Here is a 25,605-nt window from a genome sequence, read left to right as displayed (position 1 = left end):
TTATTTGCCTCCTAGCTAATTTGTTTCTTTTTCGTACTTCCACGCTTGTCCTTTGGTTTGGTTGCTGCTAAGTACGGGTGCATTCCTCTTTCAACTCTTTTATAGAAGCAAATATCATTTATTCCGTTTTCCCTGGCTACTTCTATATATGCTGAGTGGCCCTTAGGTTTCATGGCTGCGTCGCGTGGTGGCATCCCTTCTCTAATTCTTCTGTAATAAGTTGAAGCGCTTATCCCGTTTTGCGCAGCAATCACAAGCATCCGTGTATTGTTATCTTTCTTATTTCTCTTTCCCACTGGATCAGTTATAGCTCTTTCAATACTCCAATCATATAAATCCACCCTTTGATTCACGTTTTTTCTAGAGATTCCGTTTTTCTCTGCTGTTTTATAATCTTCTTCTGTAAGAGAATTAGCCTTTGTTTTCCTTACTCTCCCAGTTCTTTTAGGAGGGATAGTTGCCGCATCTTCAGGTGTCCATTTACGAACTGTCTTTTTGGTCATTCTTGCATGAAATGTCCGATAAGAAATCCCGTTTCTTTCTGCAATTTCGATGTACTTCTGATATTTTTTCGAAAACTTCCCATTCTGCAACGGTTCTGTAATCGCTTGTTCTACCGTCTTTCCTCTATAGTGGATTCGCTGGTATACCGTTTCTTTGCTAATTCCGTTTTTTGCAGCTATTTCATATTCTTCTTCAGTTGGTACTAGCATATAAACCGTCATTTTGCACCCTCCTAATCCAATGCCATGATTTCTTTTCTTGTACGTTCCGAATATTTTATTTCAATCTTCTGAATACCTTTGCCATGCTCTTTCACTGCCGCGCTCCATGCTTCGCTCTCTGTTTTCACGTCAAACCAATCTATTTTTTGTCTTTCGTCCTGGTCATAGAAATGAACTTCGTATGTCGGTGTTATAGAGGTAGGTTTCGCAAGGAATCGCTCGGCCGTACTTGTTGCTGCATAATCGAAACTCCCCACAACATCCTCTAGTGTCAGTTGTTTCATGCCCCTAACCCCATTGGACGGGATTTAATCAAGTTTTTATCTGCCTGATCCATAATAAGAGCGGCAATTTCTAATTGATGTCTTCCCAACTCTTTTGCGATTTCAAGGATTCCTTTGCCTTCCTTCCACATTTCTTGTAATCGAATTACTTCGCTTTCATCAAATACCAGGTCCAACTCTTCTAAAGCGATATATAAGTTACGACGCGATTTCTTCATATATTTTTTATCTTGCAAAACCATTGTGTAATTTTCTTTATCTACTTCCGTTTCAAGTTTTGGCATCTGCTTCCCCTCCGTTATGAATCGAATCTTCTTTCCAAGTTAACGAACTTTCCATATTCCTTAATGAATGCCAATTCCACTACACCGACTGGACCATTCCTTTGCTTCCCTATAATGATTTCGATTGTGTTTTTATTTTCTGTTTCCCTATCGTAATAATCTTCCCGATAAAGGAACGCTATGACGTCTGCATCCTGCTCTATTTGCCCACTCTCGCGTAAATCAGACATCATAGGTCTTTTGTCTTGGCGCTGTTCTACACCACGGCTCAACTGAGATAGAGCGACCACACATACATTTAATTGGCGAGCCATCGTTTTCAGTGTCCGGCTAATTTCTGCAATCTCTGCTTGTCTGTTTCCCTTATGTACCGGATTGCCTGTTATAAGCTGTAAGTAGTCGATGATTACCATGATTCGTCTACCTGGTGATTCATCACGTAACTTTTTAATTTTTGACCAGATAAAGTTCGTTGTAATTCCTGCTTCGTCAAAGATTCTAAGGTTCTTATTGTTTAAAACTCCCATGGCTTGCGATACTTTTTGCCAATCTTCATCAGTTAATTCACCCGTTTTGATACGGTTCCCATCTACATTCCCATTAATACTGACCATTCGTTTTAGCAATTCTTCTTCGCCCATTTCGAGTGAGAAAACAGCGACAATATCACCCTCTTCGTATTCACCCGCTGCATGGCTTGCTATATTTAAGCAAAATGCTGTTTTACCAACCGATGGCCTTGCTGCTACAATGATAAATTCGTGTGGTTTAAATCCTGCCGTCATGCGATTTAACTCGGTGAATCCTGTGTCCATTCCGACCAATCCACGCACTGGATTCTCTAGCTGTTCGAATACCTTAACAAGCCCATTCTGAATCCGCCCGTCACTGTTCTTGTCTTCCCTGCTTAAGTTCAGTAGCGCTGCCATTTGCGTTTGTATAGCAAGTTCTGTATCGTTTCCGCTATGAACCGCCTGTTTTAACGCTTCTGTATTTCTAACAACCTCTCGATCTCGCCATTTACTCCACACGATTTTTTCATAGTATTTAATATTAGAAGTGCTTGGTGTTGTTTCTGATAATTGAGCAAGATAACCGATTCCCCCGACATCCTCTATAAGCCCTTTCTCAGCCAATCTAGCGGTCATTGTTACAAAGTCTACTGGTTCGTTTTCGCCATCGATTTCGAGCATTGTACGGAAGATATGGACATGCTGAGGACGATACATCTGCTCAGGTTGTAAATTAATATCTTTTATCTTGTCTGGAACTAATAACAGTCCTCCCAGAAGACCCCGCTCCGCTTGAATGCTATATAACCCCTCGTAATCTAAAGTGTGACTCACTGTCTTCCCCTCCGTTTAATCCCCAATATCTTTGCTATTTCTTTTAGATGCTTTTCCCGTTCCTCCGGCGGCGCCACGTCTTTGCTATTTTCATCCCACCGATTAAACATTGTTTTTGTCTCCGCAACAGTTGGCCCTGTATATTTCACTTCATGATCTTCTTTTAATAAGTCAGCCGGTTTAGGAGGAAATTGATTGTATTTTGCATAGTTAGAAAGGTTCTTAAGCATTTCCTCATATTCTTGTTCCGATAGAATAGTAGTCCATAAATCAATTTTCATTTGTGTCACTTCAAATATCGGATACAATGCACTAATTGCCTTTAATAATTCAAACGTTTGCTTCTTATTCAAGGTCAAAGTCCTCCTCTCTTAACTCTTTCTTACCTTTAACAACTTTAGGCTGAGTTTTTGCTTTCTCTTTCTTAATCTTCACTACTAATGCATCAAACTGTTTTCTTAACTTAGCTGGAGAAAGAATATTAGTACTCCAGAAGTCATCCTTTTGTGTCCAGTTAATAAGGTATTTAATTGCTTCATCCGTTCTATTGTCTTTTTCCCTCATTAAACGGAAGTCATTAGCCCATTTTTCTAAGTTAGGTTCTTTTGCTGATGGATTGTTTAGTAACATTAATTCAAATAACAATTTCGCGTTCTCCAGGTCGGAAGTTGAAAACTTTTGACAAGAAGTCTTTTTCTTTGTTGTAGTCTCTGTAGTATTCTCTGTTAAAGAATTAACCCTTTCGGTAAGTTCCATTTCACCCAAAGGGGGATTTGGATTTTCCCCAAAGGTCAAAATGGATTTTACCCTTTGGGTAACTTCGGAAATATTCAACTTAATATGATTAGTAGGAGCACCATTGAATTTAAATTTTTGAACTTCTACTAAATTTTTATTAATGAGAATCTTAATTGCTCTGTCATATTGCTTAGGAGTGATACGTATCTCTTCTCTCCAATCTTCACGACCTTTAGCTAACCAAAACTCACCATTCTTTTTAACTCGTAGCTTGCTCTTACCTTGCTCATTTGGCATGTACCAATAAACAATCTGTCCTAGTAAAATCCCTGCAATTAAATCTTCAGTTATATCTACATAAGCGAGTCGCACCATATATCCGCTTCTTGCAAATGTTTCTAGTTGAAATATGTTACTACTCATTTAGTTCACCTTCTTCATCCAACATTCGTAGCTGACATTATCCACGTAGCCGATTGTTCTAAATTCATGTTTACCTTGAAAACTTCTACCGCTTTGTTCATAAAACTTACCGTTCTTATATATCGGCTTAATTGGTGTTAAGAAATCAAAACCTCTTTCAATCAAATCATTTGTAGCTTGTATCATTTCTATTTGCGTTTGTCTTCTCACAGGTATCTTAAACATCAACCATCACTCCGTTCGCAGATAGCAAATCCTTTCGATACTTTCAGGACCCTATAACCTGGGTAGCGTTTTGGATTTATATATTTCAGTACATTTCGTTTTACTTCATCTGTTGATTTGGCATCCTCCCAGCACCAAGCCGGAAGGAGCACTTTACTTTGTTTTTCAATCATTGTTCAAATACAATTTCTGATTGTTCTTGATTTGCTGTTTCTTCATTTGTTTCTTCTGCTTCAATAAACTCTGGTTCTGCTGTAATATCTTTTCGTACTACTTCGTCATGCTGTGCTTGCGTTTGAACTTCAATACTGATTGGTAAGTATTTAAACATCGATCTCACGACTGTTTTCTTAGCCATTTCTTCATAATCACTTTTCCAAGGGCCAAAATCTTTTGATTTGGAACGACCTCTTCGTTTTTCAATCTCGCTTTCTGGCATGAATTCCATTTGGTATCCACCATCTTTGAAATGAGCTACTGCATACGCTCCAATAAACTTCCCTCTATCGCCAAATGAAGGTTTATGCGTCAATTTAGGATGTAATCCTAATTCATATTCGAACTCATCATTCTCGTACACCGCATGAGCATAAATACTTTGGATGTGACCAGAACGTCTTGCTAAATCAATCATTCCTTTGTAGCCGATGATAAATTGAACTTCCTTAACCCACTGAGGATTCTGTTTTGTACCTGCGTTTTTGTTAAACGGAAGCAAGTAGCAATGACCAAGTAACCCTGGTTCTAATCCAAGTTGTACCGCTTGCATCACAGCTCCCATAAGAGAAGGAACAGTACATTCTAATAGCGTTGGGTTAGTTCGAATTGTTGTAAGTGCTATACGGCTCATACGGTCCATATCCATGTGCTTTGGTAATACTTCAGCCATTCTCGGCCCCATTTTCTTCATATAAGCTTCAACTGTTTGCTCAGGGCTAGCTGGTTTATTTTCAGTACGGTTTGCTAATTGATTTTTAATAGATTCATTGTTTGCCATTGTTCATTTCCTCCCTATTTAACTCTGAACTTTCTGCTTTTAGATTCTTTTGTATACTGTTTGTACAATTCCGGTTGTTCTTCTTTTAAACGCTTGCTATCAATCCGATTAGAAACCTGTGTTTTCCAAGAAACCTTATAATTTTCTGTTTTACCAATCTCATTTGAGCCAAGTTTTGCTTTAATCTTGTTTTCGTACTCTGTTTTTTGTTCTTCTAATGCTTTAATTTCTTTATCTACCTGATCACGAGCTTCTATTAATATCTCGACTTCATTCCCTAGCTCGACTTCGCTATCCTCAACCGAATCCGGATACATTTCTTTAAGTAATGTAGATGATGCTTCTGAACCATCAAACATTGGAGGGATCCCCTTCTCAACGTGGTTTAACCAGAAGTCTTTTTCAATATCGATTAGGTACTGAATGATATCTTCATCACGTTCAATCTTTTTATAGATGAATTTGTTACCGCCAATTAATACCGCAATCCACCATGCTTTATAACCTGTAACTGCCATATAGTGTTGGCACTGTAGAAGATAAGAAGCTGGGATTTCTTCACCTTCCCACTCTTTTTTTAGATATTCAGAAGCGGTTTTACACTCAAGTCCTACCTTTTCGCCAACAACCAGCCTGTCCACATTTGCTAGCATCCAAGGGTATTCAGGATGTTGTAAGATTGCGTTGCATGTTCTAACTTTTATATTTGTGCGTCTACTGAATTCCTCTGCTACAATTTCCTCTAGCACATTGCCGAAGTAAGCTGCTTCGCTTGGCAATTGATCTTTAACTGTTTCACTTGTTTTGTCGTAGTAAACTCCAATTGGAGAACTCCATTTATTTAACCCTGCAATAGCTGCTGCATCAGAACCACCAATACCAGCTTTTCTAGCTTCTAACCATTGTTCATGGGCCATATCTTCAGTTGTTATAAGTACGTTTGCTTCCATCTTATTCACCTGCTACTTTCTGTGTAGAATGAGACTTCACATATTGAGTAATGCACTCTGTATCTGCATGTAGGTAATCTCCACCGAAATCTAAGCAACTTTCTCCGTAATAGATTTCTCCCTGACAACCTTCACAGTATTCAATAAAGTCTCTTGCTGATGAATCGTGATGATTTCCGTAAGTTATTGGATTTTCAATCATTTTTGCGTCCCTCCATTAAGTTGATAGCTTGTCCCTGCGGTTTATCAAAAATAACTTTTAATGGTTGGAATAACATTGCTGACATTTGAAGCATTTCGTTTTGCTCATTTGTTAGTGCTACCGGATATAACACTCCATCCTTGCAATACATTAAAACTACGCCATCTTTCATTTCCACATTCCTCCTTATTTACTGAGAGAAACGACTGTGATATAATAGTGGTACAATTTATTGTGTCGTTTCACGAACCATTCGATTAGGCGTAGTCGAATGGTTTTTATTTTGTTTTGATGCTGTACGCATCATCATGACCAGAAACGAGGTGGAGGGGGAAAGGTGTCCGCTCCTGATCATGATGACAAGCACAACGCTTGTCCTATTTAGCTAGAGTAATAAACTCCTTATGCATTTCCTCAACCTTATCTGCGCTGTTATGTATCCCTCTAGCTCGTAAATCTCGTATCATTTTGATGATGTTCGCTTTCTCTTCTTTGTCTTTTTGTTCTCTATTCGTCATCTTCAAGCCATCCTGCTCTCTTTGCTACAACATCAATTCGGTGTACTAGGTATACGAATAAACATATTGCCGCTGCTACGATTGCTAGTGATAATGTACTTTCTTCCATCATTTAAACCGCCTCCTGTTCTAAGAGATTGCCATTACTTCTTCATGGATTTTGTCTACTTCTGTAATTAACAACGCGCTGATTTCGCGATATAACTCTTCATTCTTCTCTAGCATGGCTTCTAACTCTTCAAGAGACGCTTCATGCAAATTATGATTGTTTTTATCCATTTCTTCTGACATATCGTCATACTGAATACTTAACGATGTAGCTACATCGTTTAAATGTTTCAGTAATTCACCAAATAATTTCGCTTTAATTACTGTGTATTTATCTACGTTTGTCATTTTACTTACCACCTTTTTGTGTGAAGTTATTTAATTTTTTCCATGTGAGCTCTTTAAGGAGTTGTTTGTGCTTTTTGACTAAACAATTCGGTATATCGTCAATTGACTTCAACCCTAATTGTTGTTTTAAATAAGAGGTTACTTGTCTCATAACCTTCGTTGTATCTTTCTTAATCAAGTCTCGAACTGCTTGTTCTAAGTCATTTTTCGAGCCTTCCATCGCTTCGAATGTGAGTTGTACTTTGTTTCCTACAAATTGTTGCGCTTTTCGATGACGATCTTTTTGCAAATCATCACGAATTATTTTTGATGCTACGTTCGATAACTGCGCTTTTGTTAGTCTTTCGTCAAAACTCCCTACAGTTTGGTCTAGTGTTTCGACTTTTTCTGTGTGCATATCAATCGCTTCGCCAAGCTTCCCTACATCTTGCCCTACTCCTTCTAACATGTTGCTTTGACTCGCGAATTGCGTTTGTACTAATGCGAATAATTTTTCAATCATTACATCGTTACTTCTTTTAATAACTAAATCCCCTGATTCGTTAAGTGTGATTGGTAATTGTCTAATTGGATCCATTTCCATTCCTCCAGTTAACTAATTTTTCTGCCTGTTTGAGCGATTTTTAAATCGTTTATGAACTCTTGAAAGGCTTGAATACGTGAATTAAGTAAATCTTTGGTAGCATCACTCGAATTCGCTATTGAACCCCTCATAAGAGAAGAAACCACTGCATCTTTTAAGAACTTGTCCATGTATGCAATAAGGTTATGAACGTTCTTATTAGAGATGTAATTCATTGATTTTTCTTCTTTTTCCATGTCGTTCGCATTTTTGGATAACGCATCAGCTTTTTGTTTGTAGAAATCAGCGTTATCTCTATACTCTTGATTTTCTACTTTTAACCTTTCAATCTCGTTAAGGAGATCATCTGGAACGACAGGTACTTCTTTTACTATCTCTTTTTCAATCACTTGGGGTTCTTGATTATGTACGTTTTCTAGTTGTTTCATTGCGACTTGTTCTGATTTTCTTGCTTGTTCTAATTCCCTTTGTGATTCTTGCATTTTGCGCTCTGCTTGTTCTAACAGCTTGTCCTTTTCTTTAAGGGACTTCTTCACTTCACGAAGTTCGCGAACTGTCATTTCATCGACTGTTTTTTGTTCTCCTGTTGATGGGATGATGTGTGGTTGTTCGATGAATTGTTGGCGATCTATATTAGAAGGGAGCGTTAGCATTTCGAATATTTGACCATTCCCGATTTTAGCGACGTCGCTAATTTCACCGAATTGATCGTAAGCTGCTATCATTCGACTTGTAGTTGTTGCATGAAAACCGAACGTTTCTTTTGCCCATTTAGCAAACTCTCCATGTGCTAAATCATTTTCTTTAACATGTTTCAACCGTTTACCCATTTCGAATATCGATTGTCCTGCGATTTGCTGGTAACTTTTTATTTCTGCTGTGATGACGTTGATGTCGTTTGATAAGCTCATCACTTCATTCATTTGCTTTCATCCTTACTATTCATGAAGCTATTTAAAATTTTCAAAAGTTGGTTTTGTTTATCTTGTGGCATCTGTTCAATTCGATGGCATATATCCCGAACTTTACTTTCTAACTCTTCATTGTTGAAAACTTGTAATTGATTCATTTTCTTTTACCCCCTTTTAAAGTTTCATTCTATGAAACTTCGTGTTTAAAATTTTTTTCTTGTTCTTTAAACAGTATTGATGTTTCTTTCCCTAAAACATTTGCTATTTTAACTGCTACATCATAGTAGACTCTTAAGTTCCAATTGATTATCTTATAGCAGTATGACTTCGATATACCAACCATAACAGCTAATTCGTGATATTTAAGACCAGATTCTTCAAATGCTTTTTGAAGTTCTGTTTTTGCTGTTTCGTTCTGCATCTGATCACTCCCTTCTGATGCTTACAAACTTATTATATGTTTCATTGTATGAAACTTCAAGTACTTTTTATAAAATAATTTCATAAAAGGAAACTTTTTTCCTCTTTACGTTTCCTCTCAGGAAACTTTATAATGAAATTAACGTGATTTACGATAAGTCGTGACAAGGGGAGTTTTTTAAAGTGGAAATGAAAGATAGGATTAAACAAATTAGGATAGAAAATAAAATGAGCCAAGAACAATTCGGTAAAGAAGTCGATCTAACTAAAGGAACTGTTTCGAAGTTTGAGAATGGAAAAGCGTTTCCTGGTCGTGAAACAATAGAGAAAATAGCGAAGAGATTTAATGTTACTGTAGATTATCTATACGGAGAAAATGAGACAGTAAATATTAATGACGATAAATATGAGAAGTTTAAGGAAATTATGGCGTGGTTAGATCCTCTTCCGAAAGATAAAGAAGATATGGCATTAGACCAAATGTTAGCTATCGCTAAAGCTCTTAGCAATCACCATAATAAAACGGAAAAATAGCCTCCCGAATTAGGAATGGCTATTTTTTTTGATTTCTGCTATGTATTCTTCTAATTTATCTGGTGCGAATTCTTCCACTGTATCTAAAAATAGCATTACAATCTCTTCTTTAGTCATCTCTAATTCTCCCCTTGCATCCCTTTTTTATTATATATTAATCATTAAAGTGGAAAGTTTTTGTCGTTTTAGTCAAAATGTTTCCATTCCCTATAAAGCAGAAATGAGACTATCTATTTGATAGTCTCATTTCTAATATTTATATTAATTACCCGCCTCCTGGGCCGGGATCAATCATGTATAAAGTTGTTTTCTGTTCTTTAGCGCTTTGCACCTTATCTTTTTCAGTCACCTGAAAAGCTGCGATAGAAAGACAAGCTACTGCAGCAATAGTTAAAACTGTTTTTACAAGCTTATTTTTCAAGTGTTTCACCACCTTTTATGTATAATTCAATTATAACATTCTAAGGCTGTTTTTGGTAGGTAAATATAGAAAAAATCACCTGATTTAGAAAAACTTTCTGCGGACATTTCTAAGTATTTCTTTCCTTCCTCACCGCCAACCGCAAGTCCCATATAGTACAATTGGAAACTACTAAGATAACCGTTTTCGTCTTGTAAATTCCTCAGTATTTTAATTGCCTTTTCACTTTCACCCAGCTTTACATATAAAAACGCCTTCTCAGCTTCATCTAAATCGTCAATGTTTATAGTATGCAAATCTTTATCATGATATATCTTTAAGAATAAAAGCGTATTTAATACCTTTTCTCTTCTTATTTCTAATTTCCTGTTTACTGGATTTCCAATAATGGATAGTGCTTTCTCCATATACTCTTTGGCTCTTTGATAATCAGAGAAAACAAAACTTTCTCCAGTTTTACAATATGCTACAGCTTTAGTACTAACATAACAATTCGTCTCGTCATTTATTATTTCTAAACAAAGTTCACGTGACTTTTCTAGATCGTTTTCATGAAGTGCGACGAAAATTTGCATTTCTTTTATTCTCAATAAAAGCGAATCTCTCAATGTGTGACATTTAATTTTTAAAATATCAGGTAATAACTGCTGAATATATTCATTGACCATCTTATAATTACCTAAATCAAAAAAAGAGTATATTGTATTTAAAACCAATATTATTACTAGTTCATTATCAACATACTTTTGTTTTTTTCTCATTTTATCGACTTTCTCAAAATAAATCTTAGGGGTTATTGCCTTCTCGCTTCTTTCTCGTAACATTTTATATAACGGAATCAAATTCAAATTTATCCGTACAGTTTTTGAAATTCCTCTTTTTTCCTCTTTACTAGTTTTATAACTTGCTATCTGTTTCATGACTATATCTTGAAGATCATATTCTCCAAACATATCTAGAACCTCTAACGCTAGTTTTAAGTTTTTATGAGACAATCTCGGTATATATCCTTTAATGCAAGCCCTTCTAAATTCTACATCTTTAGGCTTATATAACCTGAGGGCGTCAACTAAATGCATAAAATCAAATTTATCTTCTTTTTTAAAATAGCTATTTACTGTTGTATGTGTCACTTTAAACCTTGTTGCCAATTTCCGATTCGTATAACCATTTGATTTTAAATTTTCTTGCATGTCGTTCAAGTCTAATAAAACTCGCACAAATTTTGTCCTCCCTTTGGACAAAAAGACACGTAAACCCCATTTTCTTACATAAAAGGAAAACGTGTCACTCTCACTCTAAGTTGTGTTATAATATGTATGTACAAGATCCGCGACAATGTTCCCTAGGCACTTAGGGGGCAGTGTAAGAGTGCTTCCAACACTACTTACACCGTGGGTCTTTTTTACGTCCGTTTATTTTATTATTTTCATTTTATCACATTTTTTCCAAAATTCAGTCGTGTAGTTATCTGATAATTATTGAGAAAGTTGTAAAACCTTTATATACCAACGTTTAGCAGCTGACACGAAAACAAAATATGCAATTATGCATGAGACGTAATAAAAACCTCACATGCATATATTACCATAAAATCGAACTTTTGTTCTATTTTATTTTAGAATTTAGATTATATTTCTATCAATATAACACAAAAGACAATAAATCTATCATTTGTAGTATATCAATATGTCTATAATTATACTGATAGTATGAAAACTTTAGGTGAAACTCTTAAAAAACTTAGGAAAAGTCGTTCGCTTAGACAAGCTGATTTGGCTCATGAACTGAATCTTAGTCGCAGCCAAATTAATAACTATGAAAACGGATTTTCCGAACCAGATCTTACAACATTATTTCGTCTCGCCTCCTTCTTTAACGTGTCGTTAGATGCGCTTACTGGACGCACTGACGCTACTGATGACGAAAGACTACATAATACTCTAGTTGGCGTTCAAAAAACGTATGGGGTGTTATCTGAAAGCCAACGAGAAAACTTCTGTAAACAACTTGATCATTATGTACGATTCTTAGGTGAGCATAACGAAATATTGTGATTTGATTTCATTGTAGAAGAAACGTTTTCCATTTTTTAGAGGTAAAATTTTACATTATTTTACCAATTTATCCAACGGGAGCTTCGGCTCTCTTTTTTTATTTTCATTCGACAAAATATGACAATATTCGAATTAATTGTTTGCTATGATAAGCTCGGAAATCTTACATTTTACATAACTGGAGGAAACAATAATGAAAAAACCGTTCTACAAAAAATGGTGGTTCTGGGTTATCGTTGTTATCGTAGTACTTGGAGCTTATGGTAATAGTACTAAGGATAAAGAAGAAACTAAAACAGCTTCTACCGAACCAAAACAAGAGGCTAAAAAGGAAACGAAGAAAGGTGAACCTAAGAAGGAAGAAGCTAAAACTGAGCCTAAAAAAGAAGAACCTAAGAAGGAACTTTCTAAAGAGGGCGAATCTTCTAAAGTTAAAATTGCAGTAGGTTCTGTTGAATCAACAGATTCAGTAGGTGGCCAATACTTAAGCGAAAAAGCTCAAGGTGTATTTAAAATCGTTGAAATTTCTATCACTAATAACCAAAAAGACGCTATCACTGTTGATGCTAACAGCTTCAAGTTAGTTGATAATCAAGATCGTGAATTCAAGTATTCTACACAAGCTCAAACAGCTTTTGATGTAGGTAATGGTGGTAAATCTGATTTCTTCTTAAAACAACTTAACCCTGGTTTAACACAAACAGGTAAAATCATATTTGACGTTCCTGCTGATGCACAAGGCTTAGTTTTAAAAGCTCGTGGCGGTATGATGGGTAAAGAGATTAAACTAAAAGTAGAATAGTCGAAGGCACTCGAAAGAGTGCTTTTATTTTTGCTGAATTCATAACTATTTTCAGGAGGAAAAACACATGAAAAAACCAATCTATAAACATTGGCTATTTTGGGTGGTTACTGCTTTAGTTGTCACAGTAGGGATAAACATTATTGTACTTACATCAAAGACAAAATCTGTAGCCGCTACTAATACAAGTAATATACCGAAAAATCTAGAAAAATTTGTAGATATTTATAACAATGAAGTAAAAGAAAAAGATGCCGCTATATACATGATCCCGCGTGATTTTAAAATTGAAAAAGCAAATTACAAAGATGGGTCTCAAAATGTTGTAACACTCATCGATACAATTGGTGGCGATTTGAAAAAGAAAACAGAGTCCCAAAATGTAGATTCATTCAATAAAGACGCTGAATCCCTAACGATTGTATTAGACGATTCGAAAGAATCAATCAAAAAAATCATCTATCGTGGTAATCGTATAAATGCATTCATCTTTACATTAACTGCATTAGAATTAAATAAAGAAACCGAAGCAAATGAAATGTTTACAAAGCTCAATGATAAAGTTGGAGAGAAAAAGTTTGATATCACATCATTTATTAAAGACTATAAGGTGAAGTTTGAATACGATTTAAGTGCAATGCCAATCTTACCAACAATAACATTCACATTCGAAAAATATTAAACATCACCATAAATAACAATTAAAACAAAATATAGATTTGAACAACAGTTATCGATGTGTGAAATAACTTAACATGGTAAAATAATATTTGAATCGGCGTCCAATACATATTATTAAAATTAAAGTGGTTCAAGTCGGAGGAAGGCGCCTTAGGGTGTCTTTTCTTTTTAAAAAAACACGTCAAATTAACTTTTAAACGTGTTTTTCGGTGAAATGATATTTAATATAATCTATCCCTAGACTAACTAACGGAATAATTATTGCTAAACTTAACGCATAAACCATCGTTTTTATACCTGTATAACCTAGAAATTTATCCGCTATAACTAACGCTAAAACAAATAATATTGTTGATTTTATAAATAGTTTAAAAAGATCAATTTTCATATTAGTTCCTCCTTCATATCTCATTAGAAATGCAAAACTTTTCAAATGAGTGTATAATATACATTAGACAGAGGCATAATTGCAAGAGAACAGAGTGGTTGAGACACCCTGTTCTATGTAATACTCACTTATTAGTGAGTGAACGGAACATAACTAAAAGTAACTATCTTTAGCACTCTTAGCCACTCTACAGCTACGTTCATAGCTTGAGTGGTTTTTACATATGTAAAAATAGATAAATTCCGCGTTTTTTGTTCTATATATTCAACGAAAGGTTCAATGAAGTACCTTTCCATTAAAAACAATAATACAGCCCCTATCAATTCTTTCACATGTATCACCTCCTTCTAATAAGAACTAAAAATCAACAGCAATGGTTGATAAAAGGTTGCTTGATTTTAGTTAACTTACCAGAGGTAGGTTGACAATCCCACTCGATAAACTATCATTACTGGAATAATGTAGCATATATTTTTTATTTTGTATATATCTGAATGTTATAGAATCCCTTTCAAATAAAACACTATATGTTCAATATCAATCTATAATTTCACGTACTATATCTGTTGTGTAAAACCAAATCCTGCAATAAGGTCTATTCTACCATCCGTCCCCTTATCCTTTAACCAAATAAGTAGAAAATCCCTTATTTATTCCTCTATCTTAGTAAGTCATTCCCCCAGGACTTAAACAATCTCATGTTTTTCTGCTTTTCTTCGAATTTAATCTTGACTGAAGGTCTTGAGGGTTTTTATCATGTGGGAACGATTATGGAACACGGCTGGAAGGCAGATTTATCCCCTACTTTGAAAGATCACAAAAAAGTAATCAATCAAAATAGATGGATAAGCGTCTTGTTTTCTCCATGCGGTCACTTATAAGGTATCCGTATGTATAGACCCTGTTCACTCAGCGATTTTCACCGCATACATCCTTTTTCTATGGCTTGTCCTTGTAATATCGTCCCTACACGACAAACTGAATGTACTCCCTAGCACCGTAATGCTAACGATAACCACCCGAACCTTTCAGAGAATCGTCCCTGGGTAAGTTCTCACCCTCCCTCACCAGAAGAACAGGATTCCAATGAGGGGTGCTGTTTTTGTAGGCGCATACTCTGTACCCCCTGCACGACCAACAGCTAGCCACGCACGTAACACGTTCCCTCTATATAGAAGCACGGAATTACGGCTTATCAGTTTTTATTTACGTGGTTTCAGGCAATTCCACGCGAACCAAAACAAAAAGGCATCTCCTATTCCTAAATGGCCTGTACGTTCACAAGACTTCTAGGTTTAGAGATGCCCGTTATATATCTTTTGACTACAAAAAATACAATTCTAGCATTTACTAGTTGAATTTTAGTCAAACAATAGATAAAATGGGTATATCAAAGAAGCCTCGTGAAAAGGCATAGTTGTTTAAGGTTAGTGGTGGTACACTACTTAAACGTTAACACTGTCGGTTAAAACAGTTTTTTCTAGTCAAGTGGTGGTACACTTGCTAGAGCAAGTCATTCCCGCTAATGGTTGGCGCCAATAGCATATGGGAGTGGCTTTTTGTTTTGTGTTCATATTCAATTGTTTTGCTCGATCTTCGTTTATGTAAAATATCAAATTGTGTTTTGTTTTGTAGAATGTTGCTTGTTGTTTATTACGTTACAACAAGCTTTTTTGTTTGTAAATAAAGAAATGACAAGTCAAATATACGCAAAAGTGTAAATGTAGAACTACGCAAAAGTGTAAAATTCTACTTTTCTACTTATATTCAAAGTAACTTATAATTCTACTAACTTACATTTTGATATAAATGTATAAATATCAGCCTATAACACCCTTATCTCTATGAATTACGCAAAAGTAGAAAAGTAGAAATGTATACCAAAAAATCTTACGATTGAGTCTACTTTTCTACTCTTTCGATAAATCCGTTGAAAAAACATAAAATTTTATCGGGTATACTGTTGCGAATATTGTATATAGATGATACATTTTACTCAAAGGTATACTTATTCGGAGTTTTATGGAGGAATGTCAAAAATGACTAGACAAGCAACTACATACGTAATCGGTAACTTTAAAGGTGGAGTTGGAAAAACGAAAACAGCTACAATGTTAGCTTATGAAGCAGCTACTGTATTTAATGAGAAATGTCTTTTAGTAGATATGGACCCTCAAGGTAATGCTACAAGAGTACTTGCTAAAACAGGTGACATTGAACAAATAGACAAGTCTATTACGGATGCATTTCTAAATCAAAATTTAGAGAATGAGATTATCCCGGTTATTGAGAACTTGGATATCGTTCCATCTAATACTTCATTTAGAAAGCTTTCAAAAATCCTCTTCGATATGTTCCCAGAGGATGAGCTTGCACAAATTACATATTTAAAGAAGTTATTAGAACCATTAAAAGATAAATATGATCGTATCTACATCGATGTGCCGCCAACAATCAGTGACTACTCAGATAATGCTATGATAGCAGCTGATTATTGTATCATCGTTCTACAAACACAAGAATTATCTCTAGAAGGTGCTCAAACATACATCGCTTATATGCAGTTCTTAGCAGAAAAATATGATGCAGACTTACAAGTTTTAGGTATCATTCCAATGATGTTACATCAAGGGAAACGAGTGGATAATAAAGTATTACAACAAGCTCAAGAAATGTATGGTGGAAACGTTCTAGATACAATCGTGAGATATCAAGAGCGGCTAAAAGTGTACGATATCGAAGGGATTCATAAAAACGTTAATGTTAGCGGCAATATTGATATGTGGGATGAAAAAGCTCACCAATTATTCATCGATGTTCTTAGCGAACTTAATGAGCATGAAAATTATTTTGCTACTATTAATGCTTAAGGAGGAGGTTCGTAATGTCTAAAACACCATTTAAACCTATAGTCACAAAACCTGGAAACACCTTAAATGACAAAGATGTACAGATAAAAGGAACTAACGATTTTGGCCGTAATAGTGAGCCTGTTAAAAAGCAAGTTATTAAGCCTATCATCAATAAAGGAAAAGTAGTTACTCCTGAAAAGCCTGATCAGCGTTTAGTTCCATCTAAAACTGCTAAAATTTCGCCTGCAGTTCAATTAAAATTAAACACACTAAAACCTTTTATAAAAGAACAAGAAAACATGGATAAAGCATCAATTAACAGCATTATCGACATGTTGCTTGAAAGCTATGTAAATACTAAACTAACAACCCGACAGTCTGAAGGATATAAAGAGATATATAAGCAACTTTATGAGATGTTAGATAAACAATAAACACGATACAATTTTATCTTTTCTACACAATGGTTCTTAGGATTTTCCATCATACTATTATTGGAGATGAAGTTCATGGGAGTAATTACGAGAAATGGTGATAGTTTAAACGATTTCGATTCGTTCACAAAAAAGTATGGTTGTATAAAAGTTGATTTTAAGCAACAAGAAGGTGAAAGATACTACTTATATGCTTTTCGTAATGATTTAACCGAGTGGGATTTTAATAAAGGTGAATTAATTTTAATTACCCACAATAAAGATAAAGTTAAAGAGATTGCCTCAAAAATATTAACTTTATCTGTAGGTGAATTCTTTTGTAAAGAATGTTTCAGAAAAAAAGATATTGAAAAATTATCTAATAAAGATAATACGAAATATTGGTGTCATAATTTTTGGGACAAAACCCCGAATCATACTAAAAAATTACTACAAGATGAAATTTTATATTCAATAGATGATATGGATTGGTCTATGGTAAAAAGTATAACTAATGACGATAAACCTTTTGTTTTCTTTGGAATATGTTCTGATTCTTGTATGACTCGTGAAGAATTCAAAAATAATGATGTAATACAAGAAAAGATAAAGTTTATGGACAATATTTGGGAAGAACTAATAACAGAGGGAATGATGAATGGACCTGAAAGCTTATTAGAAGATATATTGTGTGACCATATATTCGTCATTGAAGAAGGTATGAGTTTTATAGAAAGACAATATAGAGTGGAAAATGGGATTATTGACATTATAGCTAAGGACAAAAATGGCACTAAGTGTATTATTGAATTGAAGACGGTTGAAGATGATAAAAGTTTAGTATGGCAATCTGCTTATTATCCATCTTGCTTTAATGAAGATGTTCGTATGATTACAATTGCTCCCAATTATTCAAATAGAATATATAACGCTCTTAAAAATATAAACAATATTGAAATGAAAGTTTTCGGCAAAGATTCAAACGGGAAGTTTGATATAAAAGATTTTGATAGTGGAGAGTCTGTTTTGGAGATAACAGAGGAATCGCCAATTATCTTGTGAATGATTAAGCCCTACATATGTAGGGCTTTTTGTATATTTACTATTAAGTAGAAAAGTAGAAAAATACACTTTTCTACTTATGCGTAGTTTATTCAGAAACCTTACCAGAACTTCCACCACGGCTTCTTCTTCTCTTTCGCTGCAGCAACCTCATCTCGAAATTCCTGCATCATTCTCTTCGTTTCCTGCATCTCACGTAGTGTCTTCATAAGCGTCTCGTCTCGCGCTTCCAATCGTTTTTCCACTCGTTCATTATGCGCTTCTACACTCGCTTTGATTTCCTCGTTACTTTGCTTGGCCTGCTCACTTAATCGTTTTTCCATCGCTAACATGCTTTGATTCATTTCTTGCGCCATAACGCTGTACTGTTCCTGTAATTGCTGTTTAATGTGGAATGGCACTAAATCCGTTTCCTCAGTCTCTTCTTTAATTAGATCTGGATTAACCTTCTCTATTTGCTGCGCAATCATCTTCGCTGCTTTCTCTAGCGTCATACCGTCATGCTTACTCAGTTCAATTAACTTCTCAATCACCATAATGTCACTGTCTGTGTACTGGCGTCTGCCACGATTATTCTTCTTCACTGCGAATCCTTCTCGCGACAATACTTCCATGTACTTTCTAAGGGTGCTATCACTTATTCCTAGTCGCTTATACACTTCACTAGCAGAATAAACAATTTCATCCGTCATAACGTCACAACACCTCCTAGTGACAGTATTCCATGATGGTTAGGATTTTCCTGCAAAGAAAAAAGCCCTATTATATAGGGCTAGCAAAACAAATCTTTTTCTGTAATATCCTTACCCCACATTCCATAATCATATGAAAACTCATTCGCCAAAAATTCTTTATAACACTCATCGTGATAGATGCCAAATTCCGAACTATTTATTACCCAGTCCCCTTTACTGATTATATCTTTACACCATTCGCATTCTGTTTCTTTTTTAAAACCATTTCTTGCAGAATTAGTTCGAAACATAAAAGATATCCCCCTTTATTTATATAGCCTTAACAATCTCAACTAACAATCTCATAAACAACGGAATCATTTGAACAACTATATAGCCAATCCCTGCACGACTTATTAACGAGAATCCCCGTTCTTGGCTACCAACCATAATGAATAGCCCGCCGCATAACGCTACAACGGATGCAATTGGATAGGAAACTGCTTTAATCAAGAAAATAACCGGTTCAAACGCATTTACAATACGATTGTACAGTTGGCCATCTATATAATTTTTTATCGCCCCATCGTTGGACTGCACATCTTTAAATACTTCATTCACATCTGGATTATTTCCATCAGCAAATACGTGAGGAATATCTATAATGTTGCTGAATATAATAGCACTACCGATTACTATACTTACTCGCACTGCGACAGGTGCGTATTTTTTTGCTTTCTTTTTGAACAAGCTCCACTTTTTCTTCGCTCCATAGTTACCATCCATAAAATCTTTGATGCTCATTGTCTCTGCTGCCATATGGACCATCTCCCTATTTTTAATGGAAATCAGTAACTGTAAATATGTTGCAATCCAATCCCTCGCAAAGCTTTTGCAGGTTCTTCCTGCGGTATTCCGTGAACGAATTCTATTTGGAATAGATAAAACGTAGTTTTAAGAGGCTATTAATTCGGAACTGAGAATCGTAATTTGTTTGGTATGGTAAAAGGTATTTCATACTGTTTGTTTGATATGCATCTTTTTTTGCACTCGTATAAAAAAGTTAATTCTTGTACATGCTGTTTACTGAGGTGACAGTAATGTTTGATTGGCTAAAGTTAGGGAAAACAAATAGAAGTAAATTTGGGAAGTGGTTAGATAGACAAGGGATTTCTCAAGCTGAATTAGGAGAAAAATCAAAATTGAGTAGAGCGACTATTTCAAAATTGTGTAATGACCATACATACAGACCGAAATTTTCAACTGTAGTTCAAATTACAAAAGGATTAAAAAAATTAGGGAAAAACATAAATGAAAATGAATTTTGGATGTAGCTGACTAAAATTAGTCAGCTTTTTATTTTTTGAATTAAAATATCAACAGTGTATTTACTTAAATACAAAATGGTGTTAAATTCAATATAACGAATTGTAATCAATTAAATACAATATGAGGGGGAGAATTATGAAAGATGCATTAAAGTATGTTTATACATCAAAGGAAGCTGCGGAGATATGGGGATTGTCATATCAAACAGTTACACAATGGTATAACAGAGGGAAATTTGAAAATAATGAAGCTAAAAAAAGTGGAGGCGCTATTCTAGTAACACACCAAGGGATGGAGAGAATTGCAGGGGAAATTAATGAGGAAAAGCGACAAAAAAACATTTTAAGACGAGAAATAGTAAGTATTTTAAAAAAAGTTTCATTGTCATTGGATAAGTTGGAAGGGTTCGAGCAGTATAACGCCGCCCATCTTATTTATGAATGTCATAGAATAAAAGATATTATTAGAAAAGAGGGGTTTGGATTTTTATCTTTTAGTGAGACTAAAACTGTTCATGAGGATACTTTATTGTTATTAGATCGTACAAATAAACTAATAACACAACGTCTTATATAAAAAAAGGGGGGATAGATGGTGTTTTCTTTAGTCAATAATTTACCAAAACCAGATGGATTATTAAGATTTGAAGAATTAAACCAAGGCATGTTACCTGAAACACCAGGTGTTTACGTTTGGTATGACTACTTAGGTACTTCTTTATATGTAGGGAAAGCCGCTAATTTGAAACGAAGAATAGAAAGTCACTTATATGAGTCGCATAATCAATACTTAAAGAAAGATATTTCTCGTAATCGAATAAGTCATATTATTTATTTTGAATGCGAAACTGAAGAAGATGCAGTTATTTTAGAGAGGGTGTTAATAAAAAACTCATCATTCGTAGGGGTATATAATATACAAATGATTACTGATAAAGATACCGTGGTCAAGAAAAGATATGCGGATTTCAAGAAGAAGTCGAGAAGTGATAAGAAAAAAGATGTAAAGATACCTATCACTGATGATATGTATAAACAGATTTTAATCGTTAGCCGAAAAGAAGGGTTCACTCCAACACAATTCTCTACTCGGACTTTTTCAGAAACTTTGCTTAACAAATCTGAATTTCCAGATGTGGAATATGATTCAGGAACCGGTACATTTATTCACGTTAAGTTAAATCTAGAAATATATGATATGCTTGTTGAACTGTCTGTTGCTTGGAGATGTTCGATAAGAAAAGCGGCACACAAAATATTTGATTATGCATTGAAAAATGATAACTACGTTAAGGAGTATGGTCATTTGATTCAAGGGTAAAAGCTGATGATTTTTGGGATATGTAAAATAAGCCGCCCAATAGGACGGCTTTCGTTTTTGTTGGACTATTCTTTTGTATAGAAGTATTTAAGTCCTTTAGCATCTAACCATGCTGTTGCTCGATCTAGTTCATTCCCTTGGCGGTAATTTGTCTCAAATCTAACTAAACCTTGCTTGTCCCCACCTGAAATGATACGAGATTCGTATCCTAAAGAATCCATCATTCCTAACATTTCTGGTACTAACGCTGTCCCAAATTCATACGTAACAACTTTATTAAATTTATTCACTGTGATCTCCACCTCTCCATTATTTGTACTTGATTGAATTGTTTTGCCAACAATAACCTCAGCTACCGCTTTAGCCGCCTTATCAAAGTTAGCACGGTATTTTTGCATATCTGTTTCATTATCAATAAAGCAGATTTCTGGAAGTAGTCCCGTCTTCGTTTTATTAATCCAACCTAATTCTGTTGAAAACTTAATTCCTCTATCTCTTAATCCGAATGCATCGGCCATCGCTTTTGAAATCTTTGCCGCCAATTCTCTATTTCCGTATGAAGGATGTAACCACACTTCACACCCTGTACCACCTGGAGAAGCATTTAAGTGAAACTGTAAATCTACATCGCTATCTTTTACACGTAAATGATTATTAGCTGCATTACTCCAAACTGCCTCTTTTGTTGTTCCAACTTCATCAGAACAATTCACATACTTCCATCCAGCTGTTTGTACATATTTAGCAACCGCATCAAGAAACTTTCTGTCCTCCACATGTTCTTTCCCATAAACACTATTTGCACCTTGTACGATACTATTGTGACCACCTGACCCTGCGAAACAACCCATTGTTCAACATCTCCTTTTAGTGTAGGTTATTTTTTTGTAATACATCTTTTTGTTGTAATCCTTTATTGCTTAAATAGTTATTCTTCCATGCCATATATAGAGTGAAAGCTCCTGTAATTACTGCCACTAAATCATTTGTGATTTTGTCATCAATCGTTTGGTACCCAATAAGATTCAAAACACTGTTAATCACAGCGATTACTAATACGACATAACGACTAATTGAAGCTGCATCAAAGTTTTTCATAACCTCACCTCCTTTCAATAAAAAAAGTGACCGTATATACGATCACTTCCCTGCGAATTTAAAAAGAGCCATTATCCCACCGGTGATAATAGCTCCAACTACTGTAGTACCAATCCAAAATACTAATTTATCTAATCGATCAATCCTCAAATGAGCACTTTTCGCTGACTGCTGCGCTTCAATTGCAACATCCTTAACGTTACCAAGCGTATCTAACTTTGTTTCCACCCTTGTTAATCCAACTAATAATTCCTTAAAGTCATCATGTTTTTGTTCTGGCATTTATTAAGCCTCCTTTTAAGCTGCAAAGCAACTTGGATCCATTCCGAAAATATCTGCAATATCTTCCTCGCTCCTATCTTTTAAATAGGATTGTGTTGTTGAAATATCCGAATGATTTGCAAGTGATTTTAATTTTTCGAGTGGTACACCTTGCACTTTTAAATTATCTAATCTGCTATGACGGAAACAGTGAGGATTAATTTTATATTCCTTCCCTTCTTTTTCGTATAGCATCTTAGCGAATATTTTGCACCAGTAATTAAATACACTCTTATTTAAAAGTTTTCGCTCACCATTCTTATAAACTCGTACGAACAAGTCTGGGATTGTATCCTTACCTCGTTGTTCTATATATAAACGAATACATTTCTGTACTCGGGGATTATAATACAATCTGAATTTCTTACCTCGCTTACCACGTACTACATTCGTAAAATAACGTTCTGTTAGTTCTTCTTTTTGAACTTGGTAAACTTCATTCTTCCTTGCTGCACTGTAGTAAGAAAGCGCTAAATAGGTTGCTAACATATATTTCTCTTGTTCAAGTAATTCATCGATTAACCACTCAATTTGTTCTTCAGTTATAAAAGTGATTTCTCTGACTGGATTCTTAGGTAATCCTCTAACCCGTGAGCCTACATTAAATTCATAATCATAGTCGTCATCATCCGCACAAAACTCTAACGCGGACCTTAATGCACTCATCAGTCCATTTACACGTGCATTAGACATTCCCAGCTCTTGAAAAATAATAGATAAGTTTCGAATATCCTTACGTGTTAATTCAATTAGATTTTTATTTTCGAAGTGTTGATGTAATAGAAACAAAATAATTCGTAAATCCCAATGATATTGCTGTAAAGTGCTTGCCGCTTTCCCTTGTGCTTTCTTTTCGATTAGAAAATCTTTGACTAGGTTTTTGTTTTCTTGGCTAACATACTTTTCATAAATTGCTTGGTCTACTATTCGTTTCACACTGATCATCTCCCCAAAATAAAAAGAGAAGCGAAATCGCTCCTCTCCTCAACCAGTTTTATTTAGAATTCTATTTAATGTCCATAGATTCCAGAATAGGTTCAAAATCTAATATCCTATTAGAACGAATTACAAACCCTAAATTATTTGGAATACTTGAAACCACAACCTCCCTCTGACTTGTAGGTATATTCATTATTCTAACTTCTCCTGTAGCTATAAATTGCGGTCCTGCATACAAGATGCCTAATAATAATACTCTACTTCCAACAGTAGTACCTTTTCGCGTTGAATAGAATCCATCATTATATATTAATACAGGAGAACCACTTGATCCCGGAAAGCAAGCTGCATCAATCATGAATTCTTCCCTACCATTATAATTCACCTTTGGATGAGTAGCTGTTATTCCCCGACGCATTATAGGAAAATTATTCACCTGATCCCAAATTCCATTAGGGTAACCAATCATGAGAATATCTTCAATAGCATCGAGCTCGTTCACATCTTCATACGTTGGAATGATATCTTTCATAAGAGATCTATAAAACACTTTTATTCCTTTCTCATTAGCTTGATGAAGTAACGGTCCGATTAGAAAAATACAAAGATCGACCTCAGGATCCGGATGAAAAATACAGCGTTCTCTAAAACTATCTACAGTTATAGGTATATGTTGTTTGTCAATCGGGTTCCCATCATCGTCTGCTTGGGTCATAAAGAATCTAGCGCGTATAGCCCCTTCTACTACATGCTTATTTGTTACAATAGCAGGTATATGGCTAGCTGTACCCTCTATCTCAAGAAAACGAAAGAAAAAACCTGTTCCGGTACTTATGCCTTGATCAGATTCACACTCAATTCTAACGGTTGAATATAAAAGTTGTTCCGCATTACTTAGTTCATTTTTCATACAAACTCTCTCCTTTACAAAAATATACAAAAAGTATGCATGAAAAATCTTAATTTTACAATATTAAAAAACTGTTATATCTAATTAATTTTAATTTTTTGTTCGCTAACATTATATTTTTCAGAACCAGTTTCTCCACACTTCTCGCAAGTCCATGAAATTCGAGGTGGATTACTCATAAGAACTCGGTTACTGTATACCTTTTTATGACTACAATTCTTCATTTTAATTCCTCCTTTTCTAAAAATAAAAAAAGCCTGCTATAAGCACGCTTCGTTTTGTTATACAAGCCGTATTTTGTTCAGTTTATTTTGCTGTGTGCACCCCAAGTAACCAAAGGTTCCCTGTATCTGCAACTAAATTCCCAGGTCTTACTATAGTATAACCTAAGTCAAAATACACCCTTGTTCCAGTAGCCCATACGTGCGGTACTTTGAAACCCGGTCTGCTGAAATAAAGGCGCATATTAGGATCTGGTGTCATGAAACGCCCTTCAGCATGATCGAAAAATTCTACTTGAATTTGAGATTGGGCTACCGAAGTGGTGCGAGCATGTATTAACCTTTTTGTTACTCCTCTTCTCGCTTCCACGTGACAAGTTTGAAACTCATAATATCCAGGCTGTTTACTCATGCTATCATGACTAATCGTTAATACTCCTGACGCTGAATCGAAACTTACGGATAAGTTTGCTATACATGAACTAGCGATTTGCCAAGACGCTCCATCATACCAAACATAACCGTACAAGTCATGGTAAGCTCTCATAACAATTTCATTTTTAGAACTCCTAGCTGTTCTT

The 25,605-nt window shown here is 35.1% G+C and carries 42 protein-coding genes; 10 read left to right on the top strand and 32 right to left on the bottom strand.

Annotated features, from left to right (window positions below; translation table 11 throughout):
* Positions 1-11: 11 nt before the first annotated feature.
* The 18 genes from QCI73_RS30250 to QCI73_RS30165 all read right to left on the bottom strand — a co-directional run bounded on the left by QCI73_RS30250 (position 12) and on the right by QCI73_RS30165 (position 9,003).
* On the bottom strand, positions 12-725 hold the full coding sequence (locus tag QCI73_RS30250; protein ID WP_200730690.1) for a hypothetical protein: 714 nt from the start codon (positions 723-725) through the stop codon (positions 12-14).
* 11 nt (positions 726-736) lie between these two features.
* Positions 737-1,009: a hypothetical protein gene (locus QCI73_RS30245; protein ID WP_200730691.1), complete on the bottom strand. Its 273-nt coding sequence runs from the start codon at positions 1,007-1,009 to the stop codon at positions 737-739.
* Positions 1,006-1,251: a helix-turn-helix domain containing protein gene (locus QCI73_RS30240; protein WP_414160105.1), complete on the bottom strand. Its 246-nt coding sequence runs from the start codon at positions 1,249-1,251 to the stop codon at positions 1,006-1,008. Before QCI73_RS30240 ends, QCI73_RS30245 begins: the two co-directional genes overlap by 4 nt.
* Before the next feature lie 56 nt (positions 1,252-1,307).
* On the bottom strand, positions 1,308-2,639 hold the full coding sequence (gene dnaB, locus QCI73_RS30235; protein WP_200730693.1) for a replicative DNA helicase: 1,332 nt from the start codon (positions 2,637-2,639) through the stop codon (positions 1,308-1,310).
* Positions 2,636-2,992: a replicative helicase loader/inhibitor gene (locus QCI73_RS30230; RefSeq protein ID WP_200730694.1), complete on the bottom strand. Its 357-nt coding sequence runs from the start codon at positions 2,990-2,992 to the stop codon at positions 2,636-2,638. Before QCI73_RS30230 ends, dnaB begins: the two co-directional genes overlap by 4 nt.
* Positions 2,985-3,800 carry a hypothetical protein gene (locus QCI73_RS30225; protein ID WP_200730695.1) on the bottom strand — a complete coding sequence of 272 codons (816 nt, stop codon included), beginning with the start codon at positions 3,798-3,800 and terminating at the stop codon, positions 2,985-2,987. Before QCI73_RS30225 ends, QCI73_RS30230 begins: the two co-directional genes overlap by 8 nt.
* Positions 3,801-4,025: a hypothetical protein gene (locus tag QCI73_RS30220; protein WP_200730696.1), complete on the bottom strand. Its 225-nt coding sequence runs from the start codon at positions 4,023-4,025 to the stop codon at positions 3,801-3,803. It abuts the gene before it with no gap.
* A gap of 169 nt (positions 4,026-4,194) precedes the next feature.
* Positions 4,195-5,022: a recombination protein RecT gene (gene recT, locus QCI73_RS30215; protein WP_200730697.1), complete on the bottom strand. Its 828-nt coding sequence runs from the start codon at positions 5,020-5,022 to the stop codon at positions 4,195-4,197.
* 14 nt (positions 5,023-5,036) lie between these two features.
* Positions 5,037-5,972 (bottom strand): YqaJ viral recombinase family nuclease, encoded by a 936-nt coding sequence (locus tag QCI73_RS30210; RefSeq protein WP_200730698.1) that lies wholly within the window; start codon positions 5,970-5,972, stop codon positions 5,037-5,039.
* A gap of 1 nt (position 5,973) precedes the next feature.
* Complete coding sequence (locus QCI73_RS30205) at positions 5,974-6,174, bottom strand: hypothetical protein (protein ID WP_200730699.1); 201 nt, start codon at positions 6,172-6,174, stop codon at positions 5,974-5,976.
* On the bottom strand, positions 6,167-6,346 hold the full coding sequence (locus QCI73_RS30200) for a hypothetical protein (RefSeq protein WP_200730700.1): 180 nt from the start codon (positions 6,344-6,346) through the stop codon (positions 6,167-6,169). The genes QCI73_RS30205 and QCI73_RS30200 overlap by 8 nt, the downstream gene beginning before the upstream one ends.
* A gap of 205 nt (positions 6,347-6,551) precedes the next feature.
* Positions 6,552-6,692, bottom strand: coding sequence for a hypothetical protein (locus QCI73_RS30195; protein ID WP_200730701.1), 141 nt, complete (start codon positions 6,690-6,692; stop codon positions 6,552-6,554).
* Complete coding sequence (locus QCI73_RS30190; protein ID WP_265176818.1) at positions 6,682-6,804, bottom strand: hypothetical protein; 123 nt, start codon at positions 6,802-6,804, stop codon at positions 6,682-6,684. Before QCI73_RS30190 ends, QCI73_RS30195 begins: the two co-directional genes overlap by 11 nt.
* Before the next feature lie 17 nt (positions 6,805-6,821).
* Entirely contained in the window at positions 6,822-7,088 is a 267-nt protein-coding gene (locus QCI73_RS30185) for a hypothetical protein (protein ID WP_200730702.1), read from the bottom strand.
* A 1-nt stretch (position 7,089) separates the two neighbouring features.
* Complete coding sequence (locus QCI73_RS30180) at positions 7,090-7,665, bottom strand: hypothetical protein (RefSeq protein ID WP_200730703.1); 576 nt, start codon at positions 7,663-7,665, stop codon at positions 7,090-7,092.
* Between the two features lie 14 nt (positions 7,666-7,679).
* Positions 7,680-8,594, bottom strand: coding sequence for a DUF3102 domain-containing protein (locus QCI73_RS30175; RefSeq protein WP_200730704.1), 915 nt, complete (start codon positions 8,592-8,594; stop codon positions 7,680-7,682).
* The gene (locus tag QCI73_RS30170; RefSeq protein ID WP_200730705.1) at positions 8,591-8,740 is read right to left on the bottom strand and encodes a hypothetical protein; all 150 of its coding nucleotides are present in this window, start codon (positions 8,738-8,740) and stop codon (positions 8,591-8,593) included. The genes QCI73_RS30175 and QCI73_RS30170 overlap by 4 nt, the downstream gene beginning before the upstream one ends.
* A 29-nt stretch (positions 8,741-8,769) precedes the next feature.
* On the bottom strand, positions 8,770-9,003 hold the full coding sequence (locus QCI73_RS30165; RefSeq protein ID WP_144474067.1) for a helix-turn-helix domain-containing protein: 234 nt from the start codon (positions 9,001-9,003) through the stop codon (positions 8,770-8,772).
* A 182-nt stretch (positions 9,004-9,185) separates the two neighbouring features.
* Between QCI73_RS30165 and QCI73_RS30160 the strand changes: the two genes are divergently transcribed.
* Positions 9,186-9,536: a helix-turn-helix domain-containing protein gene (locus tag QCI73_RS30160; RefSeq protein WP_200730706.1), complete on the top strand. Its 351-nt coding sequence runs from the start codon at positions 9,186-9,188 to the stop codon at positions 9,534-9,536.
* A gap of 265 nt (positions 9,537-9,801) precedes the next feature.
* On the opposite strand, the gene QCI73_RS30155 is transcribed toward QCI73_RS30160, so the two are convergent.
* A complete protein-coding gene (locus QCI73_RS30155; protein WP_200730747.1) occupies positions 9,802-9,957 on the bottom strand; it encodes a hypothetical protein in 156 nt (51 codons plus the stop codon).
* Positions 9,958-9,983: 26 nt separating this feature from the next.
* Complete coding sequence (locus QCI73_RS30150) at positions 9,984-11,177, bottom strand: AimR family lysis-lysogeny pheromone receptor (RefSeq protein ID WP_200730707.1); 1,194 nt, start codon at positions 11,175-11,177, stop codon at positions 9,984-9,986.
* Positions 11,178-11,669: 492 nt separating this feature from the next.
* Between QCI73_RS30150 and QCI73_RS30145 the strand changes: the two genes are divergently transcribed.
* The 3 genes from QCI73_RS30145 to QCI73_RS30135 all read left to right on the top strand — a co-directional run bounded on the left by QCI73_RS30145 (position 11,670) and on the right by QCI73_RS30135 (position 13,498).
* Positions 11,670-12,014: a helix-turn-helix domain-containing protein gene (locus QCI73_RS30145; protein WP_200730708.1), complete on the top strand. Its 345-nt coding sequence runs from the start codon at positions 11,670-11,672 to the stop codon at positions 12,012-12,014.
* 193 nt (positions 12,015-12,207) lie between these two features.
* Positions 12,208-12,816, top strand: coding sequence for a DUF4352 domain-containing protein (locus QCI73_RS30140; RefSeq protein WP_353824165.1), 609 nt, complete (start codon positions 12,208-12,210; stop codon positions 12,814-12,816).
* 67 nt (positions 12,817-12,883) lie between these two features.
* The gene (locus QCI73_RS30135) at positions 12,884-13,498 is read left to right on the top strand and encodes a hypothetical protein (RefSeq protein WP_200730710.1); all 615 of its coding nucleotides are present in this window, start codon (positions 12,884-12,886) and stop codon (positions 13,496-13,498) included.
* Positions 13,499-13,690: 192 nt separating this feature from the next.
* Here the strand turns inward: QCI73_RS30135 and QCI73_RS30130 are convergent, their stop codons facing one another.
* Positions 13,691-13,885: an ABC transporter permease gene (locus QCI73_RS30130; RefSeq protein ID WP_200730711.1), complete on the bottom strand. Its 195-nt coding sequence runs from the start codon at positions 13,883-13,885 to the stop codon at positions 13,691-13,693.
* A 131-nt stretch (positions 13,886-14,016) separates the two neighbouring features.
* Entirely contained in the window at positions 14,017-14,217 is a 201-nt protein-coding gene (locus QCI73_RS30125; protein WP_000661238.1) for a hypothetical protein, read from the bottom strand.
* A gap of 1,707 nt (positions 14,218-15,924) precedes the next feature.
* On the opposite strand from QCI73_RS30125, the gene QCI73_RS30120 reads away from it, so the two are divergent.
* The 3 genes from QCI73_RS30120 (at position 15,925) to QCI73_RS30110 (ending at position 18,212) form a co-directional block, all read left to right on the top strand.
* Entirely contained in the window at positions 15,925-16,755 is an 831-nt protein-coding gene (locus tag QCI73_RS30120; protein WP_098013631.1) for a ParA family protein, read from the top strand.
* A gap of 14 nt (positions 16,756-16,769) precedes the next feature.
* Positions 16,770-17,171, top strand: a complete 402-nt coding sequence (locus QCI73_RS30115) for a hypothetical protein (RefSeq protein WP_098213234.1) — start codon at positions 16,770-16,772, stop codon at positions 17,169-17,171.
* Positions 17,172-17,246: 75 nt separating this feature from the next.
* Positions 17,247-18,212: an endonuclease NucS domain-containing protein gene (locus tag QCI73_RS30110; RefSeq protein WP_200730712.1), complete on the top strand. Its 966-nt coding sequence runs from the start codon at positions 17,247-17,249 to the stop codon at positions 18,210-18,212.
* Between the two features lie 101 nt (positions 18,213-18,313).
* On the opposite strand, the gene QCI73_RS30105 is transcribed toward QCI73_RS30110, so the two are convergent.
* From QCI73_RS30105 to QCI73_RS30095, 3 genes are all read right to left on the bottom strand, one after another.
* Positions 18,314-18,904, bottom strand: coding sequence for a DUF3967 domain-containing protein (locus QCI73_RS30105; protein ID WP_200730713.1), 591 nt, complete (start codon positions 18,902-18,904; stop codon positions 18,314-18,316).
* Positions 18,905-18,984: 80 nt separating this feature from the next.
* Positions 18,985-19,197 carry a hypothetical protein gene (locus QCI73_RS30100; RefSeq protein WP_000490198.1) on the bottom strand — a complete coding sequence of 71 codons (213 nt, stop codon included), beginning with the start codon at positions 19,195-19,197 and terminating at the stop codon, positions 18,985-18,987.
* A 19-nt stretch (positions 19,198-19,216) separates the two neighbouring features.
* Positions 19,217-19,705 carry a hypothetical protein gene (locus QCI73_RS30095; protein WP_200730714.1) on the bottom strand — a complete coding sequence of 163 codons (489 nt, stop codon included), beginning with the start codon at positions 19,703-19,705 and terminating at the stop codon, positions 19,217-19,219.
* Positions 19,706-19,986: 281 nt separating this feature from the next.
* On the opposite strand from QCI73_RS30095, the gene QCI73_RS30090 reads away from it, so the two are divergent.
* From QCI73_RS30090 to QCI73_RS30080, 3 genes are all read left to right on the top strand, one after another.
* Complete coding sequence (locus QCI73_RS30090; RefSeq protein ID WP_000460750.1) at positions 19,987-20,220, top strand: helix-turn-helix domain-containing protein; 234 nt, start codon at positions 19,987-19,989, stop codon at positions 20,218-20,220.
* Between the two features lie 130 nt (positions 20,221-20,350).
* Positions 20,351-20,791: a helix-turn-helix domain-containing protein gene (locus QCI73_RS30085; RefSeq protein WP_234449421.1), complete on the top strand. Its 441-nt coding sequence runs from the start codon at positions 20,351-20,353 to the stop codon at positions 20,789-20,791.
* A gap of 18 nt (positions 20,792-20,809) precedes the next feature.
* On the top strand, positions 20,810-21,535 hold the full coding sequence (locus QCI73_RS30080; RefSeq protein ID WP_353824164.1) for a nucleotide excision repair endonuclease: 726 nt from the start codon (positions 20,810-20,812) through the stop codon (positions 21,533-21,535).
* 65 nt (positions 21,536-21,600) lie between these two features.
* Here QCI73_RS30080 and QCI73_RS30075 read toward each other — a convergent pair whose 3' ends face one another.
* The 7 genes from QCI73_RS30075 to QCI73_RS30045 form a co-directional block, all read right to left on the bottom strand.
* Complete coding sequence (locus tag QCI73_RS30075; RefSeq protein WP_200730716.1) at positions 21,601-22,386, bottom strand: N-acetylmuramoyl-L-alanine amidase; 786 nt, start codon at positions 22,384-22,386, stop codon at positions 21,601-21,603.
* 16 nt (positions 22,387-22,402) lie between these two features.
* On the bottom strand, positions 22,403-22,633 hold the full coding sequence (locus QCI73_RS30070) for a phage holin (RefSeq protein ID WP_000787571.1): 231 nt from the start codon (positions 22,631-22,633) through the stop codon (positions 22,403-22,405).
* Between the two features lie 42 nt (positions 22,634-22,675).
* Positions 22,676-22,915, bottom strand: a complete 240-nt coding sequence (locus QCI73_RS30065; RefSeq protein WP_001115042.1) for a hemolysin XhlA family protein — start codon at positions 22,913-22,915, stop codon at positions 22,676-22,678.
* A gap of 15 nt (positions 22,916-22,930) precedes the next feature.
* A complete protein-coding gene (locus tag QCI73_RS30060) occupies positions 22,931-23,890 on the bottom strand; it encodes a tyrosine-type recombinase/integrase (RefSeq protein WP_200730717.1) in 960 nt (319 codons plus the stop codon).
* Positions 23,891-23,960: 70 nt separating this feature from the next.
* The gene (locus QCI73_RS30055) at positions 23,961-24,803 is read right to left on the bottom strand and encodes a S1 family peptidase (protein ID WP_200730718.1); all 843 of its coding nucleotides are present in this window, start codon (positions 24,801-24,803) and stop codon (positions 23,961-23,963) included.
* An 80-nt stretch (positions 24,804-24,883) separates the two neighbouring features.
* Positions 24,884-25,027, bottom strand: coding sequence for a hypothetical protein (locus QCI73_RS30050; protein ID WP_200730719.1), 144 nt, complete (start codon positions 25,025-25,027; stop codon positions 24,884-24,886).
* A gap of 82 nt (positions 25,028-25,109) precedes the next feature.
* On the bottom strand, positions 25,110-25,605 hold a 496-nt coding region (locus QCI73_RS30045), incomplete at its 5' end, for a hypothetical protein (protein WP_353824163.1).

It is taken from the genome of Bacillus cereus group sp. MG16 (assembly GCF_040459875.1).
GTDB lineage: Bacteria > Bacillota > Bacilli > Bacillales > Bacillaceae_G > Bacillus_A > Bacillus_A paranthracis.
This window is presented reverse-complemented; position numbering and strand designations above follow the sequence as displayed.